The organism is Halegenticoccus tardaugens, from assembly GCF_004116405.1.
Classification (GTDB): Archaea; Halobacteriota; Halobacteria; order Halobacteriales; family Haloferacaceae; genus Halegenticoccus; species Halegenticoccus tardaugens.
Window position 1 is genome coordinate 159,633 of record NZ_SDIC01000001.1, and the last position, 25,227, is coordinate 184,859.

Here is a 25,227-nt window from a genome sequence, read left to right on the forward strand (position 1 = left end):
CTTCCTTCGATAGTCGCATGACGGTCGCGTTAGCTTTCGTCGGAGCGGGCGGTATCGCGTCGATCCATCTGAAGAACCTCGAAGCGCGGGACGACGTCGAGGTCGTTGCGGTGTGCGACGTCGTTCGAGAGGCGGCGGAGCGAGCCGCGTCGCCGTGGGACGCCGCGGTGTACACGGACCACGAGGCGCTTTTCGACGCCGAGGATCCGGACGCGGTGGTCGTCGCCGTCCCGCCGTTCGCCCACGAGGGCCAGGAGGTGCTCGCGGCCGAACGGGGGGTTCACCTCTTCGTCGAGAAGCCGATCGGGCTGCTGACGGAGACGGCCGACGAGGTCGAAGCCGCGATCGAAGACGCCGGCGTCCTCTCGCAGGTCGGCCACATGCTTCGCTACGCCGGCGCGGTCGAGAAGGCGCGGGAGCTGATCGGCGACCGCGACGTGGCGCTCGTCGACGGGCGCTGGATCGGCGGCGTCCCCGGCGCGAGCTGGTGGGGCGTCGAGGAGAAGTCGGGCGGGCAGGTCGTAGAACAGACCGCGCACGTCTTCGACCTCGTCCGGTACTTCGGCGGCGAGGTGGAGGCGGTCCGCGCGGCCGGCGGCAAGCGCGTCGTCGGCGACGAGATCGACTTCGAGGACGCCGTCTCGGCGACGATGACCCACGAGAACGGGACCGTGAGCCACGTCTCGACGTCGGCCGCCTCCCCCGACGACGACGTGAGCCTGACGCTCGTCGGCGACGGGTTCCACCTTGATCTGGCGTTCGACTCCGTCGACGGAACCCCCCCGAAGTCGGTCAGTTCGCTCGCCGGCGTCGTCGACGGCGAGTCGGTCGCGTTCGAGTTCGAGGAGTGCGCGTGGCGAACGGAGGTCGACGCGTTCGTCGAGTCCGTGAAGACGGGCGACGCGTCCGGCCTCCGGTCGTCGTACGCCGACGCTCGCCGCACGTTCGACCTCACGCTCGCGGTGACGGACGCGCTCGACCGCGAGGGACCGGTCTCCCCGGAACCCGGAGAACGGGTGGTGGCCGAGTGATGGTCGACCTCAGCGTCACGCTGCCGATGGCCCTCCGGGCCGAGTCGCTGGCGGACGGGGTCGAACGCGCCGCCGCCCTCGGCGTCGACGGCTTCGAGTTCTTCGACTGGGAGGACCACGACGCCGAGACGATCCGGGGACTGTGCGACGAACACGGGATCGCCGTCGCCGGGACGCTCTCGGCCGGGGGCGGGTCGAACATCGACGACTTCGAGGGCGACGCCATGACCCGGCCCGACGCGACGGAGCGCGTCGCCGCCGACGTAGAGCGCTCGCTGGACGCCGCGGCGGCGCTCGACGCGCCGAACCTGATCGTCACGACCGGTCCCGAACAGGACGACCTCGACCGCGACGTCCAGCGGGAGAGCGTCGTCGAAGTCCTCGAAACGGTCGCTCCCGCAGCCGAGTCCGCGGGCGTCACGGTCGTCGTCGAGCCGTTGAACGTGGCCGTCGACCACCCCGGCTACTTCCTGACCGACTCGGCGGAGGCGTTCGAGATCGTCGAATCGGTCGGAAGCGACCGCGTCAAGGTGCTCTACGACGTGTACCACCAGCAGATAACGGAGGGGAACGTCATCGAGACGGTGCGCGAGCACGTCGATCTGATCGGCCACTTCCACATCGCGGACGTTCCGGGACGCCACGAACCCGGAACCGGCGAGGTGAACTACGCCAACGTGCTCTCGGCGATCGGGGAATCCGCCTACGACGGGTACGTCGGCTGCGAGTTCTTCCCCGCGGGCGATCCAGACGACGCCGTCCGATCCGTGGTCGACCTCGCGCCCTGAACCGCCGACGGAGCGACGCGACCGTTTCGCCGGCCGTCCCCGCGCTCGATCTCCGGTTTCGGGCCGTGGCGATTCGGGCCGACGCGACAAAAGTCGCCATACACTACTCGACCGCACCGATACCGTCCGTGAAACGAACCACAGTCATCTATAAGTACAGGCCGGGCTTTCGTAGTTAAATACGACCACTAGCTTTTCGAACTTAGATTACATTAAATAGGATGTTCGACTTTCTAACCACTCAAATTGCCGGGAGGGCGTGAGGTACAAATATTTCCATCAAATGCGTCGCGACGACGTCCGTCGGGAACGATCGCAGTTCGGTACCGAACGATTCTTGTGGGTTCTGCTGATTTACTCCCCGTACCATGTCGGACCGCGGCGACGACTCCCGCCCGAACGTGCTTCTCGTGCTCACGGACCAGCAACGCTGGGACACCGTCGGCGCGTACGGCAGTCCGATGGACCTCACGCCGACCCTCGACGCGATGGCCGCGCGGGGGGTGAAACTGGAGCGCGCGTTCACCGCGCAGCCGGTGTGCGGGCCCGCCCGCGGCGTCCTGCAGACGGGACGGTACGCGACGCAGCACGGCGTCTGGCGGAGCGCGCTGCCGCTCTCGGCGGACGAGCGGACGCTCGCCCACGAGTTCGCCGACGGCGGGTACGAGGTGGGGTACGTCGGCGACTGGCACCTCGCGGGGACCGTCGACGACCCGGTGCCGCCGGAGCGTCGAGGGGGGTACGACGACTTCTGGCTCGCCGCGGACGTGCCGGAGTTCACCTCCCGGCCGTACGAGGGGGCGCTCTACGACGGCGACGGCGAGGCGGTGCCGTTCGAGACGTACCGCGCGGACGCGTTCACCGACTTCGCCGTGGAGGCGCTGGAGACGCTCGGGGAACCGTACTTCCTCGTCGTCTCCTACCTCGAACCGCACGACCAGAACGACATGTGGACCTTCGTCGCGCCGGACGGTTACGCCGATCGATACCGGAAGAACCCGTACGTGCCGCCGGACCTCCGCGATCGCCCCGGCGAGTGGTACGAGGAGCTGCCGGACTACTACGGGATGTGCAAGCGGATCGACGAGTGCCTCGGGCGGCTCCTGTCCGCCCTGGAGCGCCTCGGGCAGGACGACGAGACCGTCTTCCTCTTCACCTCGGATCACGGCTGCCACTTCCGGACGCGTCCGGGCGAGTACAAACGGAGCTGCCACGAGGCCTCGATCCGCGTCCCCGCCGTGGTTCGCGGGCCGGGTTTCGACCGCGGCCGGACGCTCTCGGAGATCGTGAGCCACGTCGACCTGCCGCCGACGCTCCTCGACGCGGCCGGGCTGGACGTGCCGGACCGGATGGAGGGACGAAGCGTCGTCCCGCTGCTCTCGGAGGCGGACGCCGGGTGGGCCGACGAGGCGTTCGTCCAGATCAGCGAGTCGGAGATCGGTCGGGCGATCCGAACCGACCGGTGGAAGTACGCCGTCTCCGCGCCGACGATGAACGGCTGGCGCGGCGGCGTCGGGGAGGAGCGAAGCGACCTGTACGTCGAGCGCTACCTGTACGACCTGCACCGGGATCCGGCGGAGCGGATCAACCTGGTCGGCCGACCGGAGTACCGGGACGTCACGGACGGCCTCCGCGAGCGTCTCGAAGCGCACGTCCGCCGAGTCGAGGGGTACGACCCCGAGATCCGCCCCTTCGAGAATCCGGGGTACCGCGAGTACTAGCCAACCCTCGTGAGCGTGCCCCCGAGCGCCGGGTTCACTCCGACTTCGAGGAGCCGACGCCGACCGCCCACGCGGCGAGCAGCGCGACGACGGAGACGGCGACCCCCAGGCTCACACACCCCCACGCGACGCTCGTCGGGAGGCCGAGCGCGACGTCGAGGGGAGCGATCGGCGCGGGACGAACGCGGTCGGGAAACGACGCGAACGCCGCGTTGAGCTCTCGACGCGCCCCGAGGGCGATGCAGGCGTAGACGAGAAAGTACGTGAGGATACCGACCCACTTCAGGCGTGCGGCGTCGACCGCGCGGAGCCGCGAACGAAGGAGTGCGAGCCGGTTCGGGGATTGGGTCGCCATGGTTGTCCGTCCGTGAAGGAACGTCCTCCCCTCCGGGCTACCGAGTGAAAGGTTTTCGGCTCCGTCAGCCGCTCGGGTCGAGGATCTCCGCGACGTCGACGACCGTTCCCGTGCGGTGCGCCTCGTAGCACGCTTCCGTCAGGGCGACGACCTCCAAGCCGAACGATCCGGAGACGGTCGGAGGATGTTCGCCTCGAACCGTCTCGACGAAGTCGGTGAGCTTCCGGCCGAGGAAGGCTTCGAATCCGGTCTCTTCGTCCGTCGGGTACTCGGTCGTCGACCCGCCGTGCTCCGTGACGGTCAGCGCGTCTCGACAGTAACTGAGCCGCCCTTCGGTCCCCCAGACGGTGAACCCTTCGTACGTTCCGGGATCAGCCGGGCCGTCGGCGGTGACGGAGACGCTCGCGGTGACGGTCCGCCCGCCCCGGTCGAGCCGGAGCGCGAGCGCGCTGTTCACGTCCACCTCGTGGTCGCGGTAGTCCATCACCGCCGCGACTGACGCCGGGGTCGTTCCCGTCGTCCACAGGAGCGTGTCGAGCAGGTGCGAGCCCGAATCGTAGAGCTGTCCGCCCCCCGAGAGCGACGGGTCGGTCCGCCAGGCGTCGTCGAACTTTCGGATCCAGTTCTGTCCGAGGAAACAGCTCGCGTGGTGTATCCGACCGAGGTGACCGTCGTCGATGAGGTCCTTGATGCGCCGGTACGTCGGGTGGAAGTGTCGCTGGTAGCCGACCACGAGCGCCAACTCGCGCCGGTCGGCGGTTCGGACGAGGTCGACGGCGTCCGCGACGTCGGTGACCAGCGGCTTTTCGAGGTAGACGTGGAGCCCCTCGTCGAGGCAAGCCATCGCCTGTTCGTAGTGAAGCGTGTGGGGAGTGGCGATGGTGACCGCGTCGAGGTCGTCGCCGCGCTCCGCGAGCAACGCCCGGTAGTCGTCGTACGCCGGCGCGCCGTAGTCGCGCTCGAAGCGCTCGCGAACGGGACGGGAGACGTCGGCACCGGCGACGATGGCGACGTCCTCCATCGCGTCGTAGATCGGGAGGCCGGCCGTGCAGAGCTGTCCGAGACCGATCGCGGCGATCGAGACGGTCATGCGGCCTCCTCGCCCCCGGTGCGCTCGGCGGGCGTCGGAACGGTCGCGCCGGTTCGCCGCAGTTGACGAGCGCCTCGCCCGTGTCCGCGTCGAACAGGTGAATCTTCTCCTCCGGGAACCTGACCAGCAGTTCCACCCCCTCCCGGACGTCGTACTCGCCGGGGATGGCCGCGGTGACGCCGACGCCGGCGACGTCGAGGTGGAGGAAGTTCTGATCGCCCATCGGCTCGACGACTCGCACGGTGCTCCGAAACGTCCCGTCGGCCGGACTCTCCGCGAGTTCGACGTCCTCCGGCCGGATTCCGAGGGTGATTCGATCGCGCGCCTCGACCGATCGACGGTGAGGGTCGGACAACTCGTAGGTCAGGGCGTCGCCGACGAGCGTCCCGGCCGAAACCGACAGCTCGAAGAGGTTCATCGACGGTTCGCCGATGAAGTTCGCGACGAACTCGTTCTCGGGCTCGTAGTAGCACTCCAGCGGGGTGCCGATCTGCTGGAGGCGGCCGTCCTTCAGCACGGCGATGCGGTCGCCCATCGTCATCGCCTCGGTCTGGTCGTGCGTGACGTACACCGTCGTCACGCCGAGTTCCTGTTGGAGCTGTTGGATCTCCGTCCGCATCTGGGTGCGGAGTTTGGCGTCGAGGTTCGACAGCGGTTCGTCCATCAGGAACACGTCCGGCTCGCGGACGATGGCCCGGCCGAGCGCCACCCGTTGCTGCTGACCGCCCGATAGCTCCTTGGGCTTCGTATCGAGGAGGTTCGCGATGCCGAGCATCTCGGCGGTCTCTTCGACCCGCGCGCCGATCTCGTCGGTCGAGAGCTCGGTGGCCATCTTGAGGCCGAAGGCCATGTTCTCGCGGGCGGTCATGTGCGGGTACAGCGCGTAGTTCTGGAACACCATCGCGATGTTCCGCTCTTCGGGAGTCTGATCGGTGACGTCGTCGCCGCCGATTCGGACGTCGCCATCGCTTACGGATTCGAGGCCGGCGATACAGCGGAGCGTCGTCGACTTGCCGCAGCCGGAGGGACCGACGAGGACAAGGAACTCCCCGTCCTCGAGGTCGATGTTCAGATCCTCGACGGCGACGATCTCGCCGACGGAACCGTCTCGGTACCGCTTCTCCAGGTTCTCGATGGTTACTTCTGACATGTCGTTCGCTCGCTCGCGGCGCGCACCGGAGTGCGCGTGGTCGTTCGTTCGCTCGATTCCGTCGGAACGGCGGGGGAAATTCGGGGCGTCACCCCTTCACCGCCCCCTCGATGAGTCCCTTCACGAAGTACCGCTGGAGCGCGACGAACATGACGAGAATCGGGATCATCGCGACCACGCTGGCCGCCGCGATCACTCGCCAGTCCGTGCTGTACTGCCCCTGAAACGAGAACAGCCCGATCGAGACCGTGTAGAGGTCCGACTCGCCGAGGATGGTGAACGCCATGACGAACTCCGCCCACGAGAAGACGAAGTTGAAGATGGCGACGACCGCGATGCCGGGCAGCATCGACGGCAACAGGACGTACCTGAGCGTTTGCAACCGGCTGCACCCGTCGACGCGCGCGGCCTCGTCCAGTCCGTCCGGGATCGTGTCGAAGTAACTCTTCAGCAACCAGACGGAAAACGGGACCTGGAGCCCCACGTACAGGAGGATGAGGCCGAGGTGGGTGTCGAGCAGGTCGAGCCTCGCCATCATGTTGTACATCGGGATGACGATGACGACGGGGGAGATCATCTGGAACAGCAGCACGCCGAAGAGGGCGGGCTTCTTTCCGCGGAAATCGAACCGCGAGAACGCGTAGGCCGCGGGAACGGCCACGAGCACGATGCCGACGACTTCGAACACGGCGATCTTCAGCGAGTTGAAGATCCAGATCGGCATGTCGGACCGGGTGAGGACGCTCACGTACGGCTCGACCGTCACGTCCCGTGGGACGAACTGCACCGGATAGGACAGTACCTCGCCGGGCTGGCGGAGGCTCATCGAGATCACCCAGAGGACGGGAAACAGGAAGAAAAAGAGGCTGAGCGCGTAGACGAGGTAGGTGAGGAAGGTCGGAACCGAGCGGGAGTCGAGTGCCGTCCGAGCGGCTTTCGCGCTCATTTCAGAACTCCTCCTCTTCGATGAAGATGCGCATGTAGATGGCCGTCATCACGACGTTGACGAGCAGCATCAACACCGCGACGGCCGCCGCCTGCCCGAGGTTGAACCGGTTGAACCCCTCGAAGTACATGAACAGCGCCAGCACCTCGGTCGCGTTGCCGGGACCGCCGCCGGTGAGACTCATGATCATGTCGAACGTGTTCAACGTGTAGATGGTGATGAGGACGAGGTTGATGAACACGACCGGCTTGATCTGCGGGAGCGTCACGTACCGGAAGCGCTGGAGCGCCCGCGCGCCGTCCACTTTCGCCGCGTCGTACAGGTGCGTCGGGACTTGCTGGAGCCCCGCGTACAGCATGATCATCGAGAAGGCGGTGCCGCGCCACGTGTTCGCCGCGATCGTCGACAGGAGCGCCATCTGCGGGTCCGAGAGGAACGAGACCACGTCGAGCCCCGCCTGGAGGAGGAGGTAGTTGACGACCCCGTAGTTGGTTTCGATCAGCATGATCTTCCAGAGGATGCCGATGACGATGCCGGGGATGACCCACGCGGAGAGGACGGCGACGCGCGTCGAGACGCTCCCGCGCAGTTTCTCCTTCACGCCGTAGTCGATCGCGAGCGCGAGCACCATGCCGAACGCGAGTTGCAGGACGACGCTCGCCGCGACGAAGAGCAGCGTGACCCGGCCCATCGTCCAGAACGCGGGCGACGAGAGCACGCTGACGTACGAGTCCAGACCGACGTACTGGTACGACGGACGGATGAGGCTCATGTCGGTGAAGCTCATCCGAACGGCCTCGACGAGCGGGTAGAGCCGGAACACGAGCAGGAACAGCGCGGCGGGCGCGATCCACGAGAGCGGGTGCCCCTGGAGCTTGCCGCCGACGTCGCTGACCGACGTCCACGCGTTTCGGACCGGCTCCGGGAGTCGCTCCGCGCTCACCGCCACCGGCGCTCACCCCCGACGTGCGGCCGTCGCGCCCCGGGAGCGGATCGTGACGTACGCGTGCGCATGCGGAACACTCACTCCTCGGCCTGGGCGTTCACGTTCTCGATCATCGTGTCGACCGCCTCCGCCGGCGTCGCCTGTCCGGTGATGACCTTCTCGGCGGCGGTCTGCCACTCGGAAGAGATCGTGAGGTAAATCGGGACGCCCGGTCGGGCGCGACCGTTTTCGAGGAGCGTCTGGAACGTCTGCATGTACGGATCCTCCGAGAAGAACGGCACGTCCTCGAAGACCGATTTTCGGGTCGGCAGGTACGCGCCGGCCTCGCAGAACTCGCCCATGTTCTTCGTGTCCGTAAAGAGACGCGCGTAGTCCGTCGCCGCCGATCGAAGCGCGTCGTCCTGTTCGAAGACGCCGACGGTCCACCCGCCCGTGCCGGTCGACGCGGTGTCGGCGCTGCGCTGGGGGATCTCCGCGACGTTCCACCGCTTCCACTCCGACTCGCTTCCGGCCTGCTCCTTGATGGTGGCGATCTGCCAGTTGCCGCCGAGGAACATGGCGGTTTCGCCGTTCAGCGCGGCCTGACGCAGGAGCGCGTAGTCGTTGATGTTCGCGACGCGCTTCGGCGTCACTCCCGAGTCGATGGTCCGTTCGAAGAACTCGAACACGCTCAAGAGCGCGTCCCTGTTCTCCCGAAGCGCCGGCGCCCCGTCGTCCGTCACGAGGTCGCCGCCCTGCGCCCAGTACATGGCGAGGTTGTCGAAGGTGGTCGCCTCCCACTTGCCACCGTTGTACATGTACCCCGCCATGTCCTCGTTCTCTTTTACGTCCGAGCCGACCCGAATGAGCTCGTCCCAGGTTCGCGGCGGCTCCCCGTCGTTGTACTCGTCGATGAGGTCCTGTCGATAAAACAGCGCGCGGCAGTCGGTGTTCTTCCAGACCGCGAGCCACTCGCCGTCGCGGACGACGATGTCCTTGACGAACGAGTACCAGTCGTCGGGGTCGTCGACGGCGTCGGTGACCGGACGGAGGTGCTGCGTGAAGTTCGGAACCCAGAACGAGTCGACCTGCGCCATCGACGGCGCGTTCCCTCTCGCCGCCGACTGCAGCAACTTCGTCTTCATCTGCTCCAAGTTCGTCTGATATTCGAGATTGATGCTGAACTCGGAGTGGTTCTTCGCCCACGTCCGAAAGAGCCGCTCGTACACCTTCGCGAGCGCGGGGTTGTCGTCCTGCGCGTGGGACGCGTCGGGGAGGAGCCAGTGGGTCAACTCCTGGTCGCCCGTCCCGACCCGCTCTTCGGTCACCGGTTCGTCGGACTCGCCCCCGCCGGATCCTCCGGGGACGGCGTCTCCGAGACATCCGGCGGTCGCCACGAAGGCGCCCGCGCCGGCGGCACCGCCGAGCCGCAGCGCGTCCCGCCGCGTGATGCGCGATGATCCCTTGTACATAGTTAGCACCACTCGCCGCAACGCATTCGTAATTATTTATAATTTATGGCCATCTTGGTACTACAGTAGTGAATAGATTTGAGTACTACCATGATGAAATCCAGTGCTGGTACTTACTGGAGTAGTAACTCATTTCCCAGTTCGATCGATACGATCGTGTGATGAACCAGGAGGCAGTCAGCCAGTCGTTACAGGAGGCGGGGTTCACGCAGTACGAAGCGGACGTGTATCTCACGCTCGTCCGCTTCGGCTCCGCGTCCGCGATGGGGATCGCAGAGGAAAGCGGCGTCCCCAAGTCTCGGGTGTACGACGTCCTCCGAGATCTGGAGGCCGACGGCCTGGTCGAGACGTACAAGCAGGACAGTTTGCGCGCGCGGGCGCTGGACCCCGAGTCGGTTATCGCGGACCTCGAACGGCGGGCGGAGTCGTTTTCGACCACCGCTGACGAACTGCGAGAGCGCTGGGAGACGCCGGAACTCGGCGAGCACGAGGTGACGCTCGTAAAGCGACTCGAGACGGTGCTCGAACGGGCCGAAACGTTCGTCCGATCCGCCGACAACGAGGTCCAGTTGGCGGTGACGCCCGAGCAGTTCGACCGCCTTCGCCCCGTGCTCCACGAGGCGTACGGGCGCGGCGTGTTCGTCGAGATTTCGCTTTTCCCCGGCGAGCGGGGGCGGTCGATCTCCGAGGAACGGTTCGACTTCGAGGGCGTCGCGACCGACGTGTGCCACCGCGAACTGTCGACGCCGTTCGTCGTGCTCGTCGATCGGTCGAAGATCTGTTTCGCGCCGCAGTCCGGACCCCGAAACCAGTTCGGGATCGTCGCGAACAACCGTCCGCTGGCGTACGTCTTCCACTGGTACTTCCAGACGTCCCTCTGGGAGCCGTGGGAGATCGTGTACACGACCCGGGCGTCGGAGCCGCCGATCACCTACGTGAACATCCGGCGGTGCGTCGTCGACGTCGCCCCGCTCTACCACGAAGGCGCCGAAATCACGGTGACAGCGGAGGGGTTCGACACCGAGACCGGCGAGCGCCGCCGGATTCGCGGTGTCGTCGTCGATCTCGTGTACACGAGCTCGGCGACTGACAACAGGTACCTCTCCCTGTCCGACGTCGCGGGACAGGTGACGATCTTCGTCGACGACGGCGACGGCGTTCACAGCCTCGGCGGCTGGTACGCGCAGATCGAGGATTTCGAACTCCGCCGCCTGACGATCGAATCGGTCACGTTCCCCGGCGAGTCCGGGTAGTGTCGCGTCCGACAGCGGCGCGTCCTCGGCTCACGACCGCTCGCCCTCGAACGCCTCCAGCCGCGAGGAGACCATCTCTGACACCGCCGCGGGGGTGCTCCCGACGTTTATGATCCGGTAGCCCTCCTCCGCCTTCTCGTTCACGTCGTCCATCCCGAAGCCGAGGCCGCCGACAGTCACGTCCGCGTCGAGGCTCCGCTCGCGGATCGTCTCGACCGCCCTCTGCACGTCCGGGTGGGCGACCTCGCCGGGGTGGCCGTGCGCCACCGAGAGGTCGTAGGGTCCGATGAAGACGAATCCGAGCTCGGGGACCGAGAGGATCTCGTCGAGGTCGTCGATCGCCTCGGGATTTTCGAGCGTCACGCCGACGAACACCTCGCGGTCCTCCGTGCCGGGGTAATCGTCGGCGAGCCCCCAGCGGCTGGCTCGCGGGGAGGCGAGTCCCCGCTGGCCGGGTTCGCCGTCGTACTCGAACCGCGTCGCCTCGACCGCCGCGCGCAGTTCCTCGGCCGAGCGAACCCGCGAGAAGAACACGTTTCTGACCCCCGCGTCGAGGACCTTGCGCGCGAGCGCCGGCTCCGTCACCGGGAGCCGAACCAAAAGCTCCGTCCCCGTCGCGTCCGCGGCGCGGAGCAGGTTCTCCAGCGCCTCGGCGTCCCACGGGCTCGGTCCCGCGTGCTCGAAGTCGTGCCAGACGAAGTCCAGCCCGAGGTCGCCGCAGATCTCGACGACGGCCGGGTGGTAGAACCCGTCCAGCACGCCGAGCGCCACGTTCCCCGATTCGACGGTCTCTCGAAGCCGGTTGGTTCGCGTTCGGGAGGTCATCGTCGGTCGTACGACCGCGCGCGGAATAACGTCTTGGGCGTCGACGCCGACCGAGTTTCGCGAGCGCGTGACAGTCCGCGATCGGCCGACGCGCCGACCGGTTCGACGGAAACGGCTATGCGTGTGTGACACGTACTCGCTCGCATGGAGGAGGGAGAGCGACCGGTGAAACGACGGATGCACACCTACGAGTGCGACGACTGCGGCTACCGCCTCCGCGCGGAGCGATCGCCCGGGGCGTGTCCGGCGTGCGGGAGCGGCCTCCGGAACATCGGCGTCGCGCGCAACCTGTAGCGCGGGATCGAAACGGACGCGGCGTCAGGTACCGCTGCCGACGCCGCGTCGGGAGCCGCCGCCGCGCCCCGGCGCGCGTCCCTCGCGTCGGCGGGAGAGCCGGCAGCGAGATATCCTTCCGCGGCGTATGTTCACTCGAAGATTATGACCGAACGCGCCTCTCAGTTGAGAGAGATCTTTCTCCGAGTTGCACCGCAGGTCCGAACGTTCACGGAGCGCCAGCAGACGCCGCGCGGCACGGTCCACTCCGAGCGCGAGATCGACGAGCGGATCGCGACGCTGATCAGCGAGATGCGCGAGCGGTTCGGCTTCAGGACGTCCCTCGCGGACGACGAGCTCGTCGCGCTCGTCCGCGGCTACCACGCCGACGACTCGGACGCGGAGATCGCGCGGAAGCTCGACGCCTCCCCGGCGGTCGTGGCGCGCGCCCGGATCAACCTCCACTTGTTCCGCGCCGCCGACGAACCCGCCGCCTTCGACGTGGACGACCTCGCCCGCCTGCTCGATCGCGGGCGCTCGGTCGGGGCGTGCGCGCGGGAACTCGGCGTGAGCGAGGCGACCGTCCGCCGGTACCGCCACCCTGTCGAGAAGCGCCGCGAGGCCCAGCGCGCGAACCACTACTACCAGACGGAGTTCGAGAACGCCCTCGCGGAGGGCGACCTCGGCGAGGATCTCGGGACGAGCCTCCGGCGGGACAGACGGACGATGGACGAGGTCCGGGAGTGACGGGCGCGCGGGTCGGTTTGCAGGAAAGACGGAGCGTGTCCTCACGTCGACCGCCTCACGGGTAGATCTTCGGCGTCGCGGCGTATTTCGCCCGCGCCACTCGATCGCGCGCCGTGCGACTGTGTATTGAATGACGCTATACGGAATCTCCGCACACCCATAGTTCGGGACATCCGCGACGACCGCGGACCGATCCGTTCGCGCCCGGAGAACGCGGCGACTCGGTGGGGTTCGACGATTCAATCCGCCCCGGTCGCGTCGACGCTCTCGTCCGTCCGCGGGCTGAGGCTCCCGGTGTGGAGGTACGTCCCGCCGACGAGGACGATCCCGGCGAGAAACGGGATCACGGCGCACGCCGCGTACACGGGCGGAAAGCCCACGGCGTCCACCAGCGGGAGCGCCACGAGGGGTCCGAGGCCGCCGCCGACGTCCCCGAGGACGTTGTTCGTGCCGGTCGCCCGGCCCATCCGCTCGCCGGGCGTCAGGTCGGCGAGGTGCGCCATGAGCGGGCCGCCGACGCCGCCCTGTCCGGCCCCGATGAACAGGCAGCCGACGAGCAGCCCGGGGAGCGAGTCGGCGACGACGAGCAGGACGAACCCGGCAGACGCGAGGCCGAGAAAGCCGAGGAGGACGGGGATCCGCGCGCCGAGGACGTCGCTCAGCTTGCCGCCGAGCAGCATGAAGAGCGAGCCGGCGAGGACCGTCGCGGCCATGAGGAAGCCGGAGGTCCCCTGGGCGGTGTAGCCGAGGAACGTGAGATCGCGGACCCGGAGGAACACGACGAGCGTCGAGAACAGCACGCCCGCGTAGGAGAAAAAGAGGCCGAAGTTCACGAGCCCGGTCGTCAACGCGGGGACGCTGCGGTCGACGTTCCACGGGGAGACGGACGACTCGCGCTCCGAGACGTGCGTCTCGGGGACGACGAAGTACGCGACGACGCTGGCGAAGAGGGCGAACCCGGCGGCGACGGCGAACGCCGCCGACACGCCGTAGACGTCGCTCACCACGCCGCCGAGGACGAGGCCGGCGGGGAAGCCGAAGGTGATGCCGGCGCGGACGAGCCCCATGCTCGTCCCCCGCGAGCCGCTGTCGCTCACGTCGGCGGTGATCGTGTACGCCGTCGCGAACACGAGGGCGCTGCCGAGCCCCCAGGCGACGCGGGCGACGAGGAACCACGCTTCGGGGGCCGCCGCGCGGAGCGCGACGACGTACCCGAGGGTCGCCACGCCCTCGATCGCGAGCCCCGAGACGAACGGCGTTCGGGTGCCGATGCGATCGACGAGCGCGCCGGCCGGGGCGTTCGCCACCAGCCGCGCGAACCGGTTCGCGCTCAGGATCAGGCCGACCATGAAGGACGAGATCCCGAGCGTGGCTTCGAGGTTCGGGAGGATCGGGAAGACCACGCCGCCGCCGAACCCGACGAAGAAGGTGCTGGCGATGACCGCGAGGACGACGGTTCGCCCCCGCGTCATCGACGAACCCGTCTCGACGAAACGACGGGCCACCTCCCCGCGACGGTCCTCCGTGGCTCGCGCGCGCTGCTGGCGGTGCGTCGCCCGGACCGATCGCCCCGGCCGGCGCGTCGCGTGGAGTCGGATCGCCTGCTGTTCATTCGTCCCCGACGATACGGCGAAGAGGGCCAAATACTTCGCTATCGCGGAAGGGGGTGCGGAGATCTCGGGCGGGCGTGGATCGGCGGTCGGCTCCGGGCGAACGCCGGCCAAAGCATTTGTCGCTGAACCGTGTGGATTCGGATGAGATGGGGACCGCAGACGCGGAGAAGCGGAGCGAGGAATCGGCGAGCGCGACGGGGGAGGTGAAGTCGTGGCTCGACGCCTTCGAGGAGGTCGTCGCCTCGATGGAGCGCCGCGAGGAGGTCGTCGAGTGCACGTTCGAGGACGTGGAGGTCGACGTGCCGGTGCGGACGGGGGCGGACGCGCCGACCGCGAACTGGCGGCTCGACGGGACCGTCCGCGTCCACGTCGAGGAGTGGACGCGCCCGCTCGTCCAGTGGCTCCGCTGGTGGCGACGACAGACGCCGGAGCGCAGGAGGACGCCGGAGAAGGGAGGGCCGCCCGGACGAAAGTGAAGGACGACGGCCGTCGACTCGGCTACTCCGACGTGTAGCTCGTGATCCGACCCCAGGAACTCTTCTTCCCCCACAGGCCCGACCGCATGCACTCCAGTTCGACGATCTGCGAGTTGTCGACGAACAGGTTCACCTTCGGACCGAAGTTCTTGATGTACCACTCGAACACCTCGGGATCGGCTGCCTCGAACACGCAGTGTTCGATCCCGACCTCGTTCGCGATCTCGAACGCCACGTCGGTCCGCCACTCGCGGACGCGCTCCGTGATCCCCTCGGATTCGACCATGATCTTGTAGGCTCCGGCGTCGAGGTGCCGTTTCGCCTCCTCGATGGCGCTTCCGGGGTCGATCGCGGCCTCGCTTTCGAGCTCCTCGACGCTCGACGCGCCGCCCGCGCCGAACTGGACGTTGATCTCGGGTTTCGCCTTCAGGCCCGCCTCCGTCACTTGCTCCGTCAGCGCGACGAGATCCTCGGTGTCGATCGCGAGAAACCCGCTCGATATCTCGACGATGTCGAAGCCGATCTCCTTCGACTCCTCGATGTACCGATCGACCTGGTCGTGGTCTGCGATCAGGACGTGTTCGATGAAGCCGCCGGTCGACACCTGCACGTCGTGTTCGTGGCAGATACCGATGAGTTCCTCGACCACCTCGCGGTCCATCAGCGCGAACGACCCGCCGGAGAACTTGTAGATGTCGACGTACCGGCCCATCGTCTCCAGGACGTCGCGCAGTTCGCGCGGCCCCATCGGGTCGTAGTACGGCCCTCTGATCTCCGTGATACCCTTCTCTCTCGGCTTCCCCTCGCGCTCGTTGACGCGCAGGAAATCGAATGCTCGCTCGGCCATGGTCGGTCGTGGGTTCGCCGCCGACGCACTTAGTGATTCGTCAGTGACACGAGACTGTCGTCCCCGCGGATACGTCCTCCGATCGTCGCGGATACGTCGCTCGGCCGTCACGGATACGTCAGCCGGGCGAGCTCCGGCACGACGGAGCGCATCACGATGACGTGGACGGAAAAGAGGACGCCGATCGCGACCACGATGATCGCCCCGTCGAGCGGCGTCGAGAGGATGCCGAGCGAGACGATGAGCGTCGTCGCGCACGCGGGCGGGTGGATCGCCTCGGTCCAGGTCATCCCGGCGGTCGTGAGCGTGACCGACGTCACGGCGCTGCCGACGAGCCGGAGCTGGTCAGGCGAGAGCGACGTCACCGACCCGGTGATGGCGAGCCCGGGGGCGAAGATCGCGTACGAGACGAGACCCGCGACCACGCCGATGGCGTGACCGCCGACGAAGTACCGCGCCGAGATGATCTCCCCGCGTCGAACCGACGCGAGGAGGTACGCCGACGGCCCGAGGCTCGGGAAGACGAACGCCCGCCCCGTCGCCCACGCGATCGCGCCCAGCACGCTGAGGAGGAATCCCGCGTAGGCGCTCGTCACGGTGACCTGCTTCACCATGTTCGGCCGTTCGAGCGGTGCGTTCAAGAAGGTTGTATTTCTCGTCGGCCGACGGTTCGCGGCACCCCGTGGCGACCGCCCGCGACTCGTCGCTCACGACTCAGCGCGCCCCGGCGCCGCAATCTACCGCGTCCCGGTGCGAGACGCTCAGTCGAGAAGCGCGGTGAGGTCGCTCGCGTCCCGCTCGTCGAGGGAGCGGACGGCCTCGACGATCTCGTCCTGCCGCGGAGCGTCGTAGACCGGGGCGGCCATCGTCCGGAACTTCCCCTCGATGTCGTCCCACGACATCGGGTCGCTCGGGTGGCCCTTGAACCCGCTCTTCTCGACGCGGTGGGTCGTCCCGTCGGCGAGTTCGATGTCGACGATCGCCGGCATCTCCCCCGCCTCGAACCGTTCCGTGAGCGTCGGGTTCTCCTCGACCTCGACCGTCTGGAGCAGCCGCTGTACGTCTTCGAGGCGGATGCGCTCCGGATCGTACGCGTCGTTCGTCAACTCCCGATCGATGAGCGCGACGGACAGCATGTACGGCAGCGAGTGGTCGGCCTGCGCCTTCGTCTCGACGACGTAGCGACTCCCTTCGCCGCCGCCGATGATGAGCTTCGCGCCCGCGAACGTCTGGAGGCGGATCGCCTCGACCTCCCGCGGGTCGATCCCCTCGCGCGCCGCGAGGTCGACGATGCCCTCGACGGCCGACTGGGCGTAGGTCTCCGCGACGTACCGCTTCGTCATCACGTCGAACAGACGCTCGCAGCCGGGGTCCAGGTCCACCTCGAACCCGCCCGAGACGATTTGCTTCCACCCCTTCTTCCCCTCGAAGAGGTTCACCGGCCCCTCGACGCCGTTCTTCGCGAGCATCGCCGAATAGACGGCGTTTCGGGCGGCGTTGGCCGACGCGAGTCCCTTCCACTCGTTGATCCCCTCGGTTCGGGTGACGCGGAGCGCGTTGTGCGCGGTGCCGGCGACGCCGACGGCGTTTCGGGTCTCCTCGTAGGAGAGACCGAGGAGCTTCGACGCCGCCGTCGCCGCCGAGACGACCGTGTGGGTGACGTGGTCCCAGCCGCGGTCGCGGACGGGGGCGTTCCACGCCAGTTCGCCCTGCACCTCGTAGGCGATGGCGATCCCGGTCAGCAGATCGCGGCCGGACGCGTCGGCGTACTCCGCGCAGGCGATCGCGGCACCGATGTTGTCGCTCGGGTGGGGCGTCTCCCCGGGCGCGAGAAACGAGTCCATGAAGTCGAGATAGCGGGTGAGCGCCGTGTTGTACATCGCCGCCCCCGGCGGCGCGGCGCGCCCGTCCGTCGCCCAGAGCCGACAGCCCCCGCTTTCGCCGCTCGTCTCTTCGACCGTCGCTCGGACGGCCTCGATCGGTTCCGCGTCGACCGCGCCGAGGGCGATGCCGACCGAGTCGAGCACGCGTTTTTTCGTCTCGTCTACTACCTCCTCGGAGAGGTCGTCGTACTCGGTCTCGGTGACGAACGCCGCGAGTTCGGCCGTCGTCGTCATGTGTGTTCGGTCGACGCGGCGACGCAAAACGCTACGCTCGCGTCGAATCGACCGACAGTCGTCGCGAGAGATACGTCCGAAAAATCCTCGGCGATTCGTCGCGATCGACGAACCGGAGAGGCCGGGCGAGCCCCTCCGGTGACGTCGCACTCAGAGGCACTCACCGTCGCGGGCGAAGCCGCCCGCGCGGTGACACCGTTGCGTACGTGGATAGGACGCCTACGTCTTATCCATGAACTGGCAAGGTGGTATTTAGGTGGGACCGATTCGGTCCGGTCGCCGCCCGGGTCGAGGGCTCCGACCTCAGTACAGCCCCATCGCTTCGATCTGCTCTTGATACCTGTTTCGGATCGTGACCTCGGTCACCTGCGCGACGTCGGCGACCTCGCGCTGGGTCTTCTTCTCGTTGCAGAGCAGCGACGCCGCGTAGATCGCCGCCGCCGCAAACCCCGTCGGCGACTTCCCCGACAACAGCCCCTGCTCGGCCGACACGTCGACGATCTCGTTCGCCTTCGCCTGCGCCTCCTTGCTCAATCCGAGTTCCGAGGCGAAGCGCGGGACGAACTGCTTGGGGTCGACGGGCTTGAGTTCGAGGCTGAGTTCCTGCGCGATGTAGCGGTAGGTCCGCCCGATCTCCTTCTGGGAGACGCGGGAAACCTCCGCGACCTCGTCGAGGCTGCGGGGGATGCCCTCCTGCCGGCAGGCGGCGTAGAGCGCGCTCGTGGCGACGCCCTCGATCGAGCGCCCGCGGATCAGGTCCTCGCTCAGCGCCCGGCGGTAGATCACCGAGGCGACCTCCCGGACGGACTGCGGAACGCCGAGGGCGCTGGCCATGCGGTCGATCTCCGAAAGCGCGAACTGGAGGTTGCGCTCGCCGGCGTCCTTCGTGCGGATGCGCTCCTGCCACTTGCGCAGCCGCTGCATCTGGCTGCGCTTCTGGGAGGAGAGCGACCGCCCGTACGCGTCCTTGTTCTTCCAGTCGATCGTCGTCGTCAGCCCCTTGTCGTGCATCCGCTGGGTGACGGGCGCGCCGACGCGCGACTTGCTGTCTCGCTCCTGCTGGTTGAACGCCCGCCACTCGGGACCGCGATCGATGCTTCCTTCCTCGATGACGAGGCCGCAGTCGTCACAGAGTAGTTCACCCAGGTCCTCGCTTCGGACGAGGGTGTCGGAGCCGCACTCCGGGCACGTGCGCTCGCGCTCGCCGGTGGACTCCGTCGCATCCGTTTCGCTGGCTCGTTCCCGTTCACGAAACGAATTTGTCATCGTAGCATACGACGATTCTCTGTACTTAACTTTGTGTCGAATGGCGACGACGGTTCGCCTTTCCGTCGTCGGGCCCGTTGAGGGTGGTGCTCCTGCTTTCTACTCCCGCACAGGGGAGGTCACCCGTCGGCGGACCGAACCGGAACGCGGAATTTGCTATCGCTCCCTGCGGTTTATGGAGCGTTCACCCGCCAGGATCCGTCCGTACGCGACGCAACGAGATATGCCGTCCGCCGGTGATGAAATCCGGTGCCAACCACTATTCGGCCTATTTAAGAATATATGAAAAATATAATCGCAACACAACCAACGATAGGCCAAAGATTGATTAGATCGTTCACCATACGTCCATCCGAACATGAGCACTCAAACGAACTCGGTCGCGTCGGCGGGTCGCTGGAACGATCCCGAGCGCTGCCCGTTCTGCGGGGCGGCGCTGGAGGACGGGGGCGCGGGGTTCATCGCGCACGTCGAGGCGCGGCCGTCGTGCGCGGAGCGGTTCGAGCGGTGGCGGGCGATGGTCGCGTCGGACATCGGCGGCGAGTGGAGCGGGTGACGGCGCGGACGCTGCGAAGCGACTTTACCCGGCGTCGCCGTAGCGCCGCACGATGCTTCCGTGGGGACACGTCGCGTTCGGCTACCTCCTCTACTCGCTCGGGATTCGCCGACGGACCGGGGTGGGACCGGACGGACTCGCCGCGCTCGCGGTCGGCACGCAGTTTCCCGACCTGATCGACAAGCCGCTCTCGTGGACGTTCGGGGTGCTCCCCTCCGGGCGCTCGTTCGGCCACTCGGTCTTCGTCGCGTGCGCCGTCGTCGCCCTCGCGCTGTGGCTCGGACGGCGGTACGACCGGCGGGCGGCGGGCGCGGCGTTCGCCGGCGGCCACGTCACGCACCTCGTCGCCGACTCGCTCTACCCGCTCGCGGACGGCCGGATCGGCGACGTCACCTACCTCCTGTGGCCCGTCGTCCCGGCGGACGAGGTCGAACACGGCCTGAGCTTCGTCGAGTTCTTCCTCGCGCTGGAGGCGACGCCGACCCTCCTTTTCGAACTCGCGCTGTTCGCGGTCGCGGCCGGCGTCTGGCTCCGCGACGGATCGCCGGGCCTGCGCGCGCTCCGGTCGGGCGCGGCTCGGCTGACTCCGGAGACGAGCCGCGAGTAGACGAGCGACGGCCCGAAGCGACGAACGCGGCTAGTCGGTCAAACCGTACCCGCGCTCGAACAGCGCGACGTTCAGCGCGACGATCGCGGCCGTCATGACGGTCAACACGGCGAGCGAGACGTTCGGGTCGACCTCCGCGGTGCCGAGGAAGCCGTAGCGGACGCCGTTGACCATGTAGATCATCGGGTTGAGGAGCGACACGTCCCGCAAAAGCGGCGTCAGGTCGTCGAGCGAGTAGAAGACGCCGCCGAAGAACACGAGCGGCCGGAGGATGAACTGGTTCATCATGGTCAAGTCGTCGAAGTCCTCGGCCCAGAGGCCGCCGAGGACGCCGAGGCTGGCGAAGAGCAGTGTGATGACGAGTGCGAACGCGAGCAGGTAGAAGGGCTTCTCGACGCCGACGGTCGTGAAGACCGCGCCGACGACCGCGACGAGCGCGCCGACGACGAGCCCTCGGACGGCGCTCGACAGCGTGTAGGCCCACACCATCTGCGCGTACGACAGCGGCGAGGTGAGCGTCTCGTGGATGTACTCGTTCCAGCGGCCGTGGAAGATGGAGAAGGAGGCGTTCTCGAAGGCGTTCGAGATCGCGCCGAGCACGACGAGCCCCGGCAGGATGAAGAGGATGTACGGAACGCCGTTGATGTCGCTGATGCGGGTGCCGAGGATGACCCCGAACACGGAGAAGTACAGGACGTTCGTGATGAGCGGCGGAACGAACGTGTTCTTCGGCCGGCGGACGAACCGGAGGATCTCCCGTCTGACGAGCGTCCGGAAGCCGACGGAGAGCGCGCTCACTCGGCCTCACCCCCCGCTTCGACGGTCTCCTCTCTGGGCTCGTCTCCCACCGGCCGCTCTTCGTCTCGCTCCCCGACGGATTCCGCGCCGCGCGTCAGCTCGACGAAGACCTCCTCCAGCGACGTCCGCGAGATTTCGAGGTCGACGATCTCGTGGCCCGCGCGGTCGAGTTCGCGGACGAGGTCCGGCGCGACGATCCCGCCCCGGCGGGCCGTGACGACCAGGTCGCCCTCGGCGAGCGCGACGTTCTCGACGTGACCGTTACCCGAAACGATCTTGGGGACGGTCGCGGGGGGGTCGCGGAACTGGACCGTGATGCGGTCGAGCCCGCGATCCATCAGTTCGTCGGGGCTCGCGACCTCGACGATCCGTCCCGAATCGAGGATGGCGACCTCGTCGCAGAGCCGCTCGGCCTCCTCGATGTAGTGCGTCGTGAGGAGGATGGTCGTGCCCGCCTCATTGAGTTCGGTGATGAGACTCCACAGGTCGCGTCGGAGCTGGACGTCGACCCCGGCGGTCGGCTCGTCGAGGATCAGGAGGTCCGGATCCGTGATGAGCGCCCGGGCGAGCATGAACCGGCGCTTCATCCCGCCGGAGAGCCAGTCGAAGCGCGTGTCCCGCTTGTCGTAGATGCCGACCTTCCTCAGCACCTCGTCGGCGCGCTCGCGCGCCTCGTCGGCCGGAATTCCGTGGTAGCCCGCCTTGTGCTCCAGCACCTCCTTGATCGGGAAGAAGCGGTCGACGTTGAACTCCTGGGGCGCGAGACCGATCCGGTCGCGCGCCTCGCGGTAGTCCGCCTCCACGTCGGCGCCGAAGACCCGGGCCTCGCCGCCGCTTTTTCTCACCAGTCCGACGAGAATGTTGATGAACGTCGTTTTGCCCGCCCCGTTCGGGCCGAGAAGGCCGAAGAAGGAGCCCTCGGGGACGGTCAACGAGACCCCGTCGAGCGCCTGCACGTCCGCGTAGCGCTTGCTCAGGTCCCGTATTTCGAGTGCAGCGGTCATTCGACGGTAGTTCGGGGACGGACGGGATTAAGAACAGCGACGCCGGATGGTAGTGAGTGACAGTCGCAGGGCGGCCGCCGCGGCGAGCCGCCCTATTCGAGGTGGGCGTACTCCAGTTCGTACCCCTCGTCGAGCGCCGCGCGGACCGCCTCGCCCGGCTCGCCGACGGGCCGCGTTCGGAGCTCCGGGCCGTCCTCGCCGGGGGAGACGACGACGGTGACGCGCCAGTCGTCGTCCTCGTCGGGGAAGTCGGTCCGGTGGTGCGCGCCGCGCGACTCGGTGCGGAACGACGCGGCGCGCAGGATCGCCTCCGCGACCGCGAACGTGAACGACAGGTCGACCGCGAACTCGAAGTCCCGGTCCGTCCGGTCGCCCTCGACGCGGAGCGCGGCCGCCCGGTCGCGGAGGGCGTCGAGCGCGCCGAGCCCCGCGTCGAGGCCGTCGGCGTCCCGCAGGATGCCGGCGTGCCGCCAGAGCAGGTCGCCGAGGGCCCCGAACAGCTCCGCCGGCCGGACGTCCCCGTCGGCGCGTTCGAGCGCGAGGAGGGCCCGGAACTCGCCCTCGGCGAACGCGCGCATCCCCTCGGGGAGTTCGGGCGACGCGCCGTCGAGCGTCGCCGCGAGGTGGTCGCCGACGAGCTGGCCGAAGACGACCGTCTCGACGAGCGAGTTGCCGCCGAGGCGGTTCGCGCCGTGAAGTCCGGACGCGCTCTCGCCGACGGCGTAGAGGCCGTCGACCGCGGTTCGGCCCGTCCTCGGATCGACGTCGACGCCGCCCATCGAGTAGTGGGCGGTCGGCGCAACCTCCATCGGTTCCTCGGCGATGTCGACGCCGAGGGCTGCGAAGCGCTCGTACATCCGGGGCAACCGCGCCTCGATGAACGCGCGGTCGCGGTGGGAGACGTCGAGGTACACCCCGCCGCGCTCGGTGCCGCGTCCCTCGCGGATCTCCCGCGCGATGGCGCGAGCGACGACGTCGCGGGCGTCCAGTTCCATCTGCGTCGGCGAGTAGCGCTCCATGAAGCGGTCACCCAGGCGGGCGCGCGGGTCGTCCGGCGCTCCATCCGCGTCGGGTTCGTCGACCGCGGCGTTGTACAACCGGCCGCCCTCGCCCCGGACGGCCTCGGTCACGAGCTGGCCCTCCCAGTCGTCGTCCCACGCGTCCCGGGCGACCGTGCCCGTCGGGTGGAACTGCACGAACTCCGCGTCGAGCAGGTTCGCGCCGGCGTCGTACGCGAGCGCGGGACCGTCGCCCGTGTTCTCGTCCGCCTCGGAGGTGTGCCGGTTGTACAGCGCCGAGTACCCGCCCGCGGCGACGACGACGCGGGCGGCCCGGAACAGGACGAAGCTCCCGTCGCTCATGTCGTACCCGGCGGCCCCGTAGACCCGCCCGTCGTCGGACAGGAGGCGGGTGACCATCACGTTCTCGCGGTAGGGGATTTCGAGTTCCCGCGCGCGATCGACGAGCGCCGAGAGGATCGCCTCGCCGGTCCGATCGCCGACGAAGCAGGTCCGGCGAAACGACTGCGCGCCGAAGTAGCGCTGGTCGATCTTCCCGTCCTCGGTCCGGTCGAACCCGGTGCCCCATTCGTCGAGTTCGCGGACCCGCGCGGGCGCGTTCCGCGCCACGAGTTCGACCGCGTCCGGATCGTTGACGGAGTGACCCTCCCGGTGCGTGTCGGCGGCGTGAACCGTCCAGTCGTCCTCGGGATCGAGGCTGCCGAGGGCGGCGTTGATCCCGCCCGCGGCCCACGTCGTGTGCGCGTCGCCGTGGTCGCGTTTGCCGACGACGAGGCAGTCGACCCCGTTTTCGGCCAGTTCGATGGCCGTCCGCGCGCCTGCGGCGCCGGCGCCGACGACGAGAACGGGAATCGAGACCTCCTCGTACTCCGGCGTCTCCGTGCCGTCCGTCTCGGACGGCTCGATCTGTAGAACGGGCATTTGGGAAGCAGTCCTCGGTGTAACCTCGGGGACGAGCGGGCCTAAGGGGCTTCGAGCGTGCGCGCGCGTGAGATTCACCGCGCGGTATTCGTGACAAGGAGGCGCACACCTAAACAACATTTAAGTGTCGTCCGAAATATGAATCGAGTACGTCGTGCGCGTGACACTCGCGCACGAGGCGAACCCATGACCGTTCCGAACCACACCGTCCGGCCGATCGCCCGCGCCACCGGCGAGGGCGACGTCCGCCGGTACGGCTCCGCCGGATCCTGCGCGAAGCGGGACGGCGGTCGGTTCGGTGCGGCCGTGATTCGTCCGCGCACCACGTCCGACCTCGTCGCCGCGTAACCCAGGAGACGACGCGGCGGCCGGACGCTCCCTTTCCGACTCCGACCGGGAAGACGGGAGTCCGGCGATCGAGGGCGGGTGCGTCCCTTCTCCCGCCGCGTCACTCACGGCAGAGCGAGCGGTCCGCCCCCGGCACCACCCTCGACCACCGCGCATGGGTGGTGTCGAGCGCGCGACCGCGCCCGAAGTCGGACCGCCGCGAGCGGCGTCTCCGTCCTCCGCGGGCGAAGACGCCGCCTCGCACTCGGCCGATCGCTCCCGCGGGACCTCGTCCCCGGCGGCGCGCCGACGGCGCGTCAGCGTTCGAATCGCGACGGGAGCCTCATGTCGATGCAAAAACCACCCGACGTAACCGCCCGGGCGGAACTCACGGTGTTCGTATCGAGACACGCCCCCGGCGACCTCCGCGAGGGCGTCACGGAGCGCATTCGAAGGGTCGAGGGCGTGATCCGCGTCCGCGACCTCGACGTCCACGGCCTCCGCCCGGGGCTGAACGACCTCACGGTCGACGTCACCGCGACCGTCACGATCCGTCCGGCCGACGGCTCGGATCGACGGTCGGCGGCGAGCGTCGACGAGGCGGCCGTCGCGGAGCAACTCGCCGACGGCTTCGGCGTCAAGCGAGCGGCCGCGACGATCGAGTCGATCGACGACGGTCGACGCTGACGCCCCGCGATCGCCGTCGACCCGCAGCCGCGGTCTCCGAACGGATCCGGCGAACCGCACCCGGAGACTACCCCGACCGCTCCGCTCCACACCACGCCACACCGCCTCACACCACTCCACACCATCCCACACCACGATTCACACTACCGATGAGACGAAATCCGCGCAGATCCGACGTCAGCCGATCCGTTTACCCGCCGCCGACGCGGCGGCCAGCGCCGTCGCTCGCGGTCATCGCGGCGCTCACGCTCTCGCCGCTCGCGGTCGTCGTCCTCCTCTCGCACCCGGCGTTCGCCGCCGGGGTGCTGGTCGGCGCGACGATCGTCGCGGCGGCCCGTTTCCGCGGTCGATAGGCCGCGTAACGGGTCGTTTCCGGCCGCCCAACGTACGATTGAACGGTTGACACGAACGCC

The 25,227-nt window shown here is 68.1% G+C and carries 26 protein-coding genes and 1 pseudogene; 12 read left to right on the forward strand and 15 right to left on the reverse strand.

What is annotated here, in order from left to right; all coding sequences use genetic code 11:
* The first annotated feature begins 17 nt into the window (after positions 1-17).
* The 3 genes from C3L37_RS00860 to C3L37_RS00870 all read left to right on the forward strand — a co-directional run bounded on the left by C3L37_RS00860 (position 18) and on the right by C3L37_RS00870 (position 3,540).
* Positions 18-1,031, forward strand: a complete 1,014-nt coding sequence (locus C3L37_RS00860) for a Gfo/Idh/MocA family protein (RefSeq protein ID WP_129112733.1) — start codon at positions 18-20, stop codon at positions 1,029-1,031.
* Positions 1,031-1,819, forward strand: coding sequence for a hydroxypyruvate isomerase family protein (locus C3L37_RS00865; RefSeq protein ID WP_129112734.1), 789 nt, complete (start codon positions 1,031-1,033; stop codon positions 1,817-1,819). The genes C3L37_RS00860 and C3L37_RS00865 overlap by 1 nt, the downstream gene beginning before the upstream one ends.
* Before the next feature lie 368 nt (positions 1,820-2,187).
* Positions 2,188-3,540, forward strand: coding sequence for a sulfatase-like hydrolase/transferase (locus tag C3L37_RS00870; protein ID WP_129112735.1), 1,353 nt, complete (start codon positions 2,188-2,190; stop codon positions 3,538-3,540).
* A gap of 34 nt (positions 3,541-3,574) precedes the next feature.
* Here the strand turns inward: C3L37_RS00870 and C3L37_RS00875 are convergent, their stop codons facing one another.
* The 6 genes and pseudogenes from C3L37_RS00875 to C3L37_RS00900 all read right to left on the reverse strand — a co-directional run bounded on the left by C3L37_RS00875 (position 3,575) and on the right by C3L37_RS00900 (position 9,478).
* Positions 3,575-3,895 (reverse strand): hypothetical protein, encoded by a 321-nt coding sequence (locus tag C3L37_RS00875; RefSeq protein ID WP_129112736.1) that lies wholly within the window; start codon positions 3,893-3,895, stop codon positions 3,575-3,577.
* 64 nt (positions 3,896-3,959) lie between these two features.
* Positions 3,960-4,985 carry a Gfo/Idh/MocA family protein gene (locus C3L37_RS00880; RefSeq protein WP_129112737.1) on the reverse strand — a complete coding sequence of 342 codons (1,026 nt, stop codon included), beginning with the start codon at positions 4,983-4,985 and terminating at the stop codon, positions 3,960-3,962.
* 61 nt (positions 4,986-5,046) lie between these two features.
* Positions 5,047-6,135, reverse strand: a pseudogene (locus tag C3L37_RS00885) (ABC transporter ATP-binding protein); the annotation flags it as partial.
* Between the two features lie 88 nt (positions 6,136-6,223).
* A complete protein-coding gene (locus C3L37_RS00890) occupies positions 6,224-7,081 on the reverse strand; it encodes a carbohydrate ABC transporter permease (RefSeq protein ID WP_129112738.1) in 858 nt (285 codons plus the stop codon).
* 1 nt (position 7,082) lies between these two features.
* Complete coding sequence (locus tag C3L37_RS00895) at positions 7,083-8,030, reverse strand: carbohydrate ABC transporter permease (protein ID WP_228546069.1); 948 nt, start codon at positions 8,028-8,030, stop codon at positions 7,083-7,085.
* Between the two features lie 74 nt (positions 8,031-8,104).
* Complete coding sequence (locus tag C3L37_RS00900; RefSeq protein ID WP_129112739.1) at positions 8,105-9,478, reverse strand: extracellular solute-binding protein; 1,374 nt, start codon at positions 9,476-9,478, stop codon at positions 8,105-8,107.
* A 161-nt stretch (positions 9,479-9,639) separates the two neighbouring features.
* Here C3L37_RS00900 and C3L37_RS00905 point away from each other — a divergent pair, with 161 nt between their 5' ends.
* Positions 9,640-10,731 (forward strand): TrmB family transcriptional regulator, encoded by a 1,092-nt coding sequence (locus C3L37_RS00905; RefSeq protein ID WP_129112740.1) that lies wholly within the window; start codon positions 9,640-9,642, stop codon positions 10,729-10,731.
* A 30-nt stretch (positions 10,732-10,761) separates the two neighbouring features.
* On the opposite strand, the gene C3L37_RS00910 is transcribed toward C3L37_RS00905, so the two are convergent.
* Positions 10,762-11,556: an HpcH/HpaI aldolase family protein gene (locus C3L37_RS00910; RefSeq protein ID WP_129112741.1), complete on the reverse strand. Its 795-nt coding sequence runs from the start codon at positions 11,554-11,556 to the stop codon at positions 10,762-10,764.
* Between the two features lie 144 nt (positions 11,557-11,700).
* On the opposite strand from C3L37_RS00910, the gene C3L37_RS00915 reads away from it, so the two are divergent.
* Both C3L37_RS00915 and C3L37_RS00920 read left to right on the forward strand, forming a co-directional pair.
* Positions 11,701-11,850 carry a rubrerythrin-like domain-containing protein gene (locus tag C3L37_RS00915; RefSeq protein ID WP_228546070.1) on the forward strand — a complete coding sequence of 50 codons (150 nt, stop codon included), beginning with the start codon at positions 11,701-11,703 and terminating at the stop codon, positions 11,848-11,850.
* A 144-nt stretch (positions 11,851-11,994) separates the two neighbouring features.
* A complete protein-coding gene (locus tag C3L37_RS00920; RefSeq protein ID WP_129112742.1) occupies positions 11,995-12,576 on the forward strand; it encodes a conditioned medium-induced protein 4 in 582 nt (193 codons plus the stop codon).
* A 239-nt stretch (positions 12,577-12,815) separates the two neighbouring features.
* Here C3L37_RS00920 and C3L37_RS00925 read toward each other — a convergent pair whose 3' ends face one another.
* Positions 12,816-14,048: an MFS transporter gene (locus C3L37_RS00925; RefSeq protein WP_129113376.1), complete on the reverse strand. Its 1,233-nt coding sequence runs from the start codon at positions 14,046-14,048 to the stop codon at positions 12,816-12,818.
* Positions 14,049-14,335: 287 nt separating this feature from the next.
* On the opposite strand from C3L37_RS00925, the gene C3L37_RS00930 reads away from it, so the two are divergent.
* Positions 14,336-14,665 carry a hypothetical protein gene (locus tag C3L37_RS00930; RefSeq protein WP_129112743.1) on the forward strand — a complete coding sequence of 110 codons (330 nt, stop codon included), beginning with the start codon at positions 14,336-14,338 and terminating at the stop codon, positions 14,663-14,665.
* Between the two features lie 22 nt (positions 14,666-14,687).
* Here C3L37_RS00930 and C3L37_RS00935 read toward each other — a convergent pair whose 3' ends face one another.
* The 4 genes from C3L37_RS00935 to C3L37_RS00950 all read right to left on the reverse strand — a co-directional run bounded on the left by C3L37_RS00935 (position 14,688) and on the right by C3L37_RS00950 (position 18,895).
* Positions 14,688-15,512 (reverse strand): phosphosulfolactate synthase, encoded by an 825-nt coding sequence (locus C3L37_RS00935; RefSeq protein WP_129112744.1) that lies wholly within the window; start codon positions 15,510-15,512, stop codon positions 14,688-14,690.
* A 107-nt stretch (positions 15,513-15,619) separates the two neighbouring features.
* Positions 15,620-16,126 carry an HPP family protein gene (locus C3L37_RS00940; protein ID WP_129112745.1) on the reverse strand — a complete coding sequence of 169 codons (507 nt, stop codon included), beginning with the start codon at positions 16,124-16,126 and terminating at the stop codon, positions 15,620-15,622.
* A 147-nt stretch (positions 16,127-16,273) separates the two neighbouring features.
* Positions 16,274-17,629 (reverse strand): MmgE/PrpD family protein, encoded by a 1,356-nt coding sequence (locus C3L37_RS00945; RefSeq protein WP_129112746.1) that lies wholly within the window; start codon positions 17,627-17,629, stop codon positions 16,274-16,276.
* 303 nt (positions 17,630-17,932) lie between these two features.
* A complete protein-coding gene (locus tag C3L37_RS00950; protein ID WP_129112747.1) occupies positions 17,933-18,895 on the reverse strand; it encodes a transcription initiation factor IIB in 963 nt (320 codons plus the stop codon).
* 358 nt (positions 18,896-19,253) lie between these two features.
* On the opposite strand from C3L37_RS00950, the gene C3L37_RS00955 reads away from it, so the two are divergent.
* On the forward strand, positions 19,254-19,451 hold the full coding sequence (locus C3L37_RS00955; RefSeq protein ID WP_129112748.1) for a DUF7501 family protein: 198 nt from the start codon (positions 19,254-19,256) through the stop codon (positions 19,449-19,451).
* 52 nt (positions 19,452-19,503) lie between these two features.
* On the forward strand, positions 19,504-20,058 hold the full coding sequence (locus C3L37_RS00960; RefSeq protein ID WP_129112749.1) for a metal-dependent hydrolase: 555 nt from the start codon (positions 19,504-19,506) through the stop codon (positions 20,056-20,058).
* A gap of 30 nt (positions 20,059-20,088) precedes the next feature.
* Here the strand turns inward: C3L37_RS00960 and C3L37_RS00965 are convergent, their stop codons facing one another.
* From C3L37_RS00965 to C3L37_RS00975, 3 genes are all read right to left on the reverse strand, one after another.
* Positions 20,089-20,856 (reverse strand): ABC transporter permease, encoded by a 768-nt coding sequence (locus C3L37_RS00965; protein WP_129112750.1) that lies wholly within the window; start codon positions 20,854-20,856, stop codon positions 20,089-20,091.
* Positions 20,853-21,860 (reverse strand): ABC transporter ATP-binding protein, encoded by a 1,008-nt coding sequence (locus C3L37_RS00970; RefSeq protein ID WP_129112751.1) that lies wholly within the window; start codon positions 21,858-21,860, stop codon positions 20,853-20,855. Before C3L37_RS00970 ends, C3L37_RS00965 begins: the two co-directional genes overlap by 4 nt.
* 92 nt (positions 21,861-21,952) lie before the next feature.
* On the reverse strand, positions 21,953-23,800 hold the full coding sequence (locus C3L37_RS00975) for an L-aspartate oxidase (protein ID WP_129112752.1): 1,848 nt from the start codon (positions 23,798-23,800) through the stop codon (positions 21,953-21,955).
* A gap of 186 nt (positions 23,801-23,986) precedes the next feature.
* On the opposite strand from C3L37_RS00975, the gene C3L37_RS24060 reads away from it, so the two are divergent.
* From C3L37_RS24060 to C3L37_RS00985, 3 genes are all read left to right on the forward strand, one after another.
* A complete protein-coding gene (locus tag C3L37_RS24060; RefSeq protein WP_164974627.1) occupies positions 23,987-24,148 on the forward strand; it encodes a hypothetical protein in 162 nt (53 codons plus the stop codon).
* Between the two features lie 330 nt (positions 24,149-24,478).
* Complete coding sequence (locus C3L37_RS00980) at positions 24,479-24,814, forward strand: hypothetical protein (protein ID WP_129112753.1); 336 nt, start codon at positions 24,479-24,481, stop codon at positions 24,812-24,814.
* Between the two features lie 149 nt (positions 24,815-24,963).
* Positions 24,964-25,167, forward strand: coding sequence for a hypothetical protein (locus C3L37_RS00985; protein WP_129112754.1), 204 nt, complete (start codon positions 24,964-24,966; stop codon positions 25,165-25,167).
* Positions 25,168-25,227: the final 60 nt, after the last annotated feature.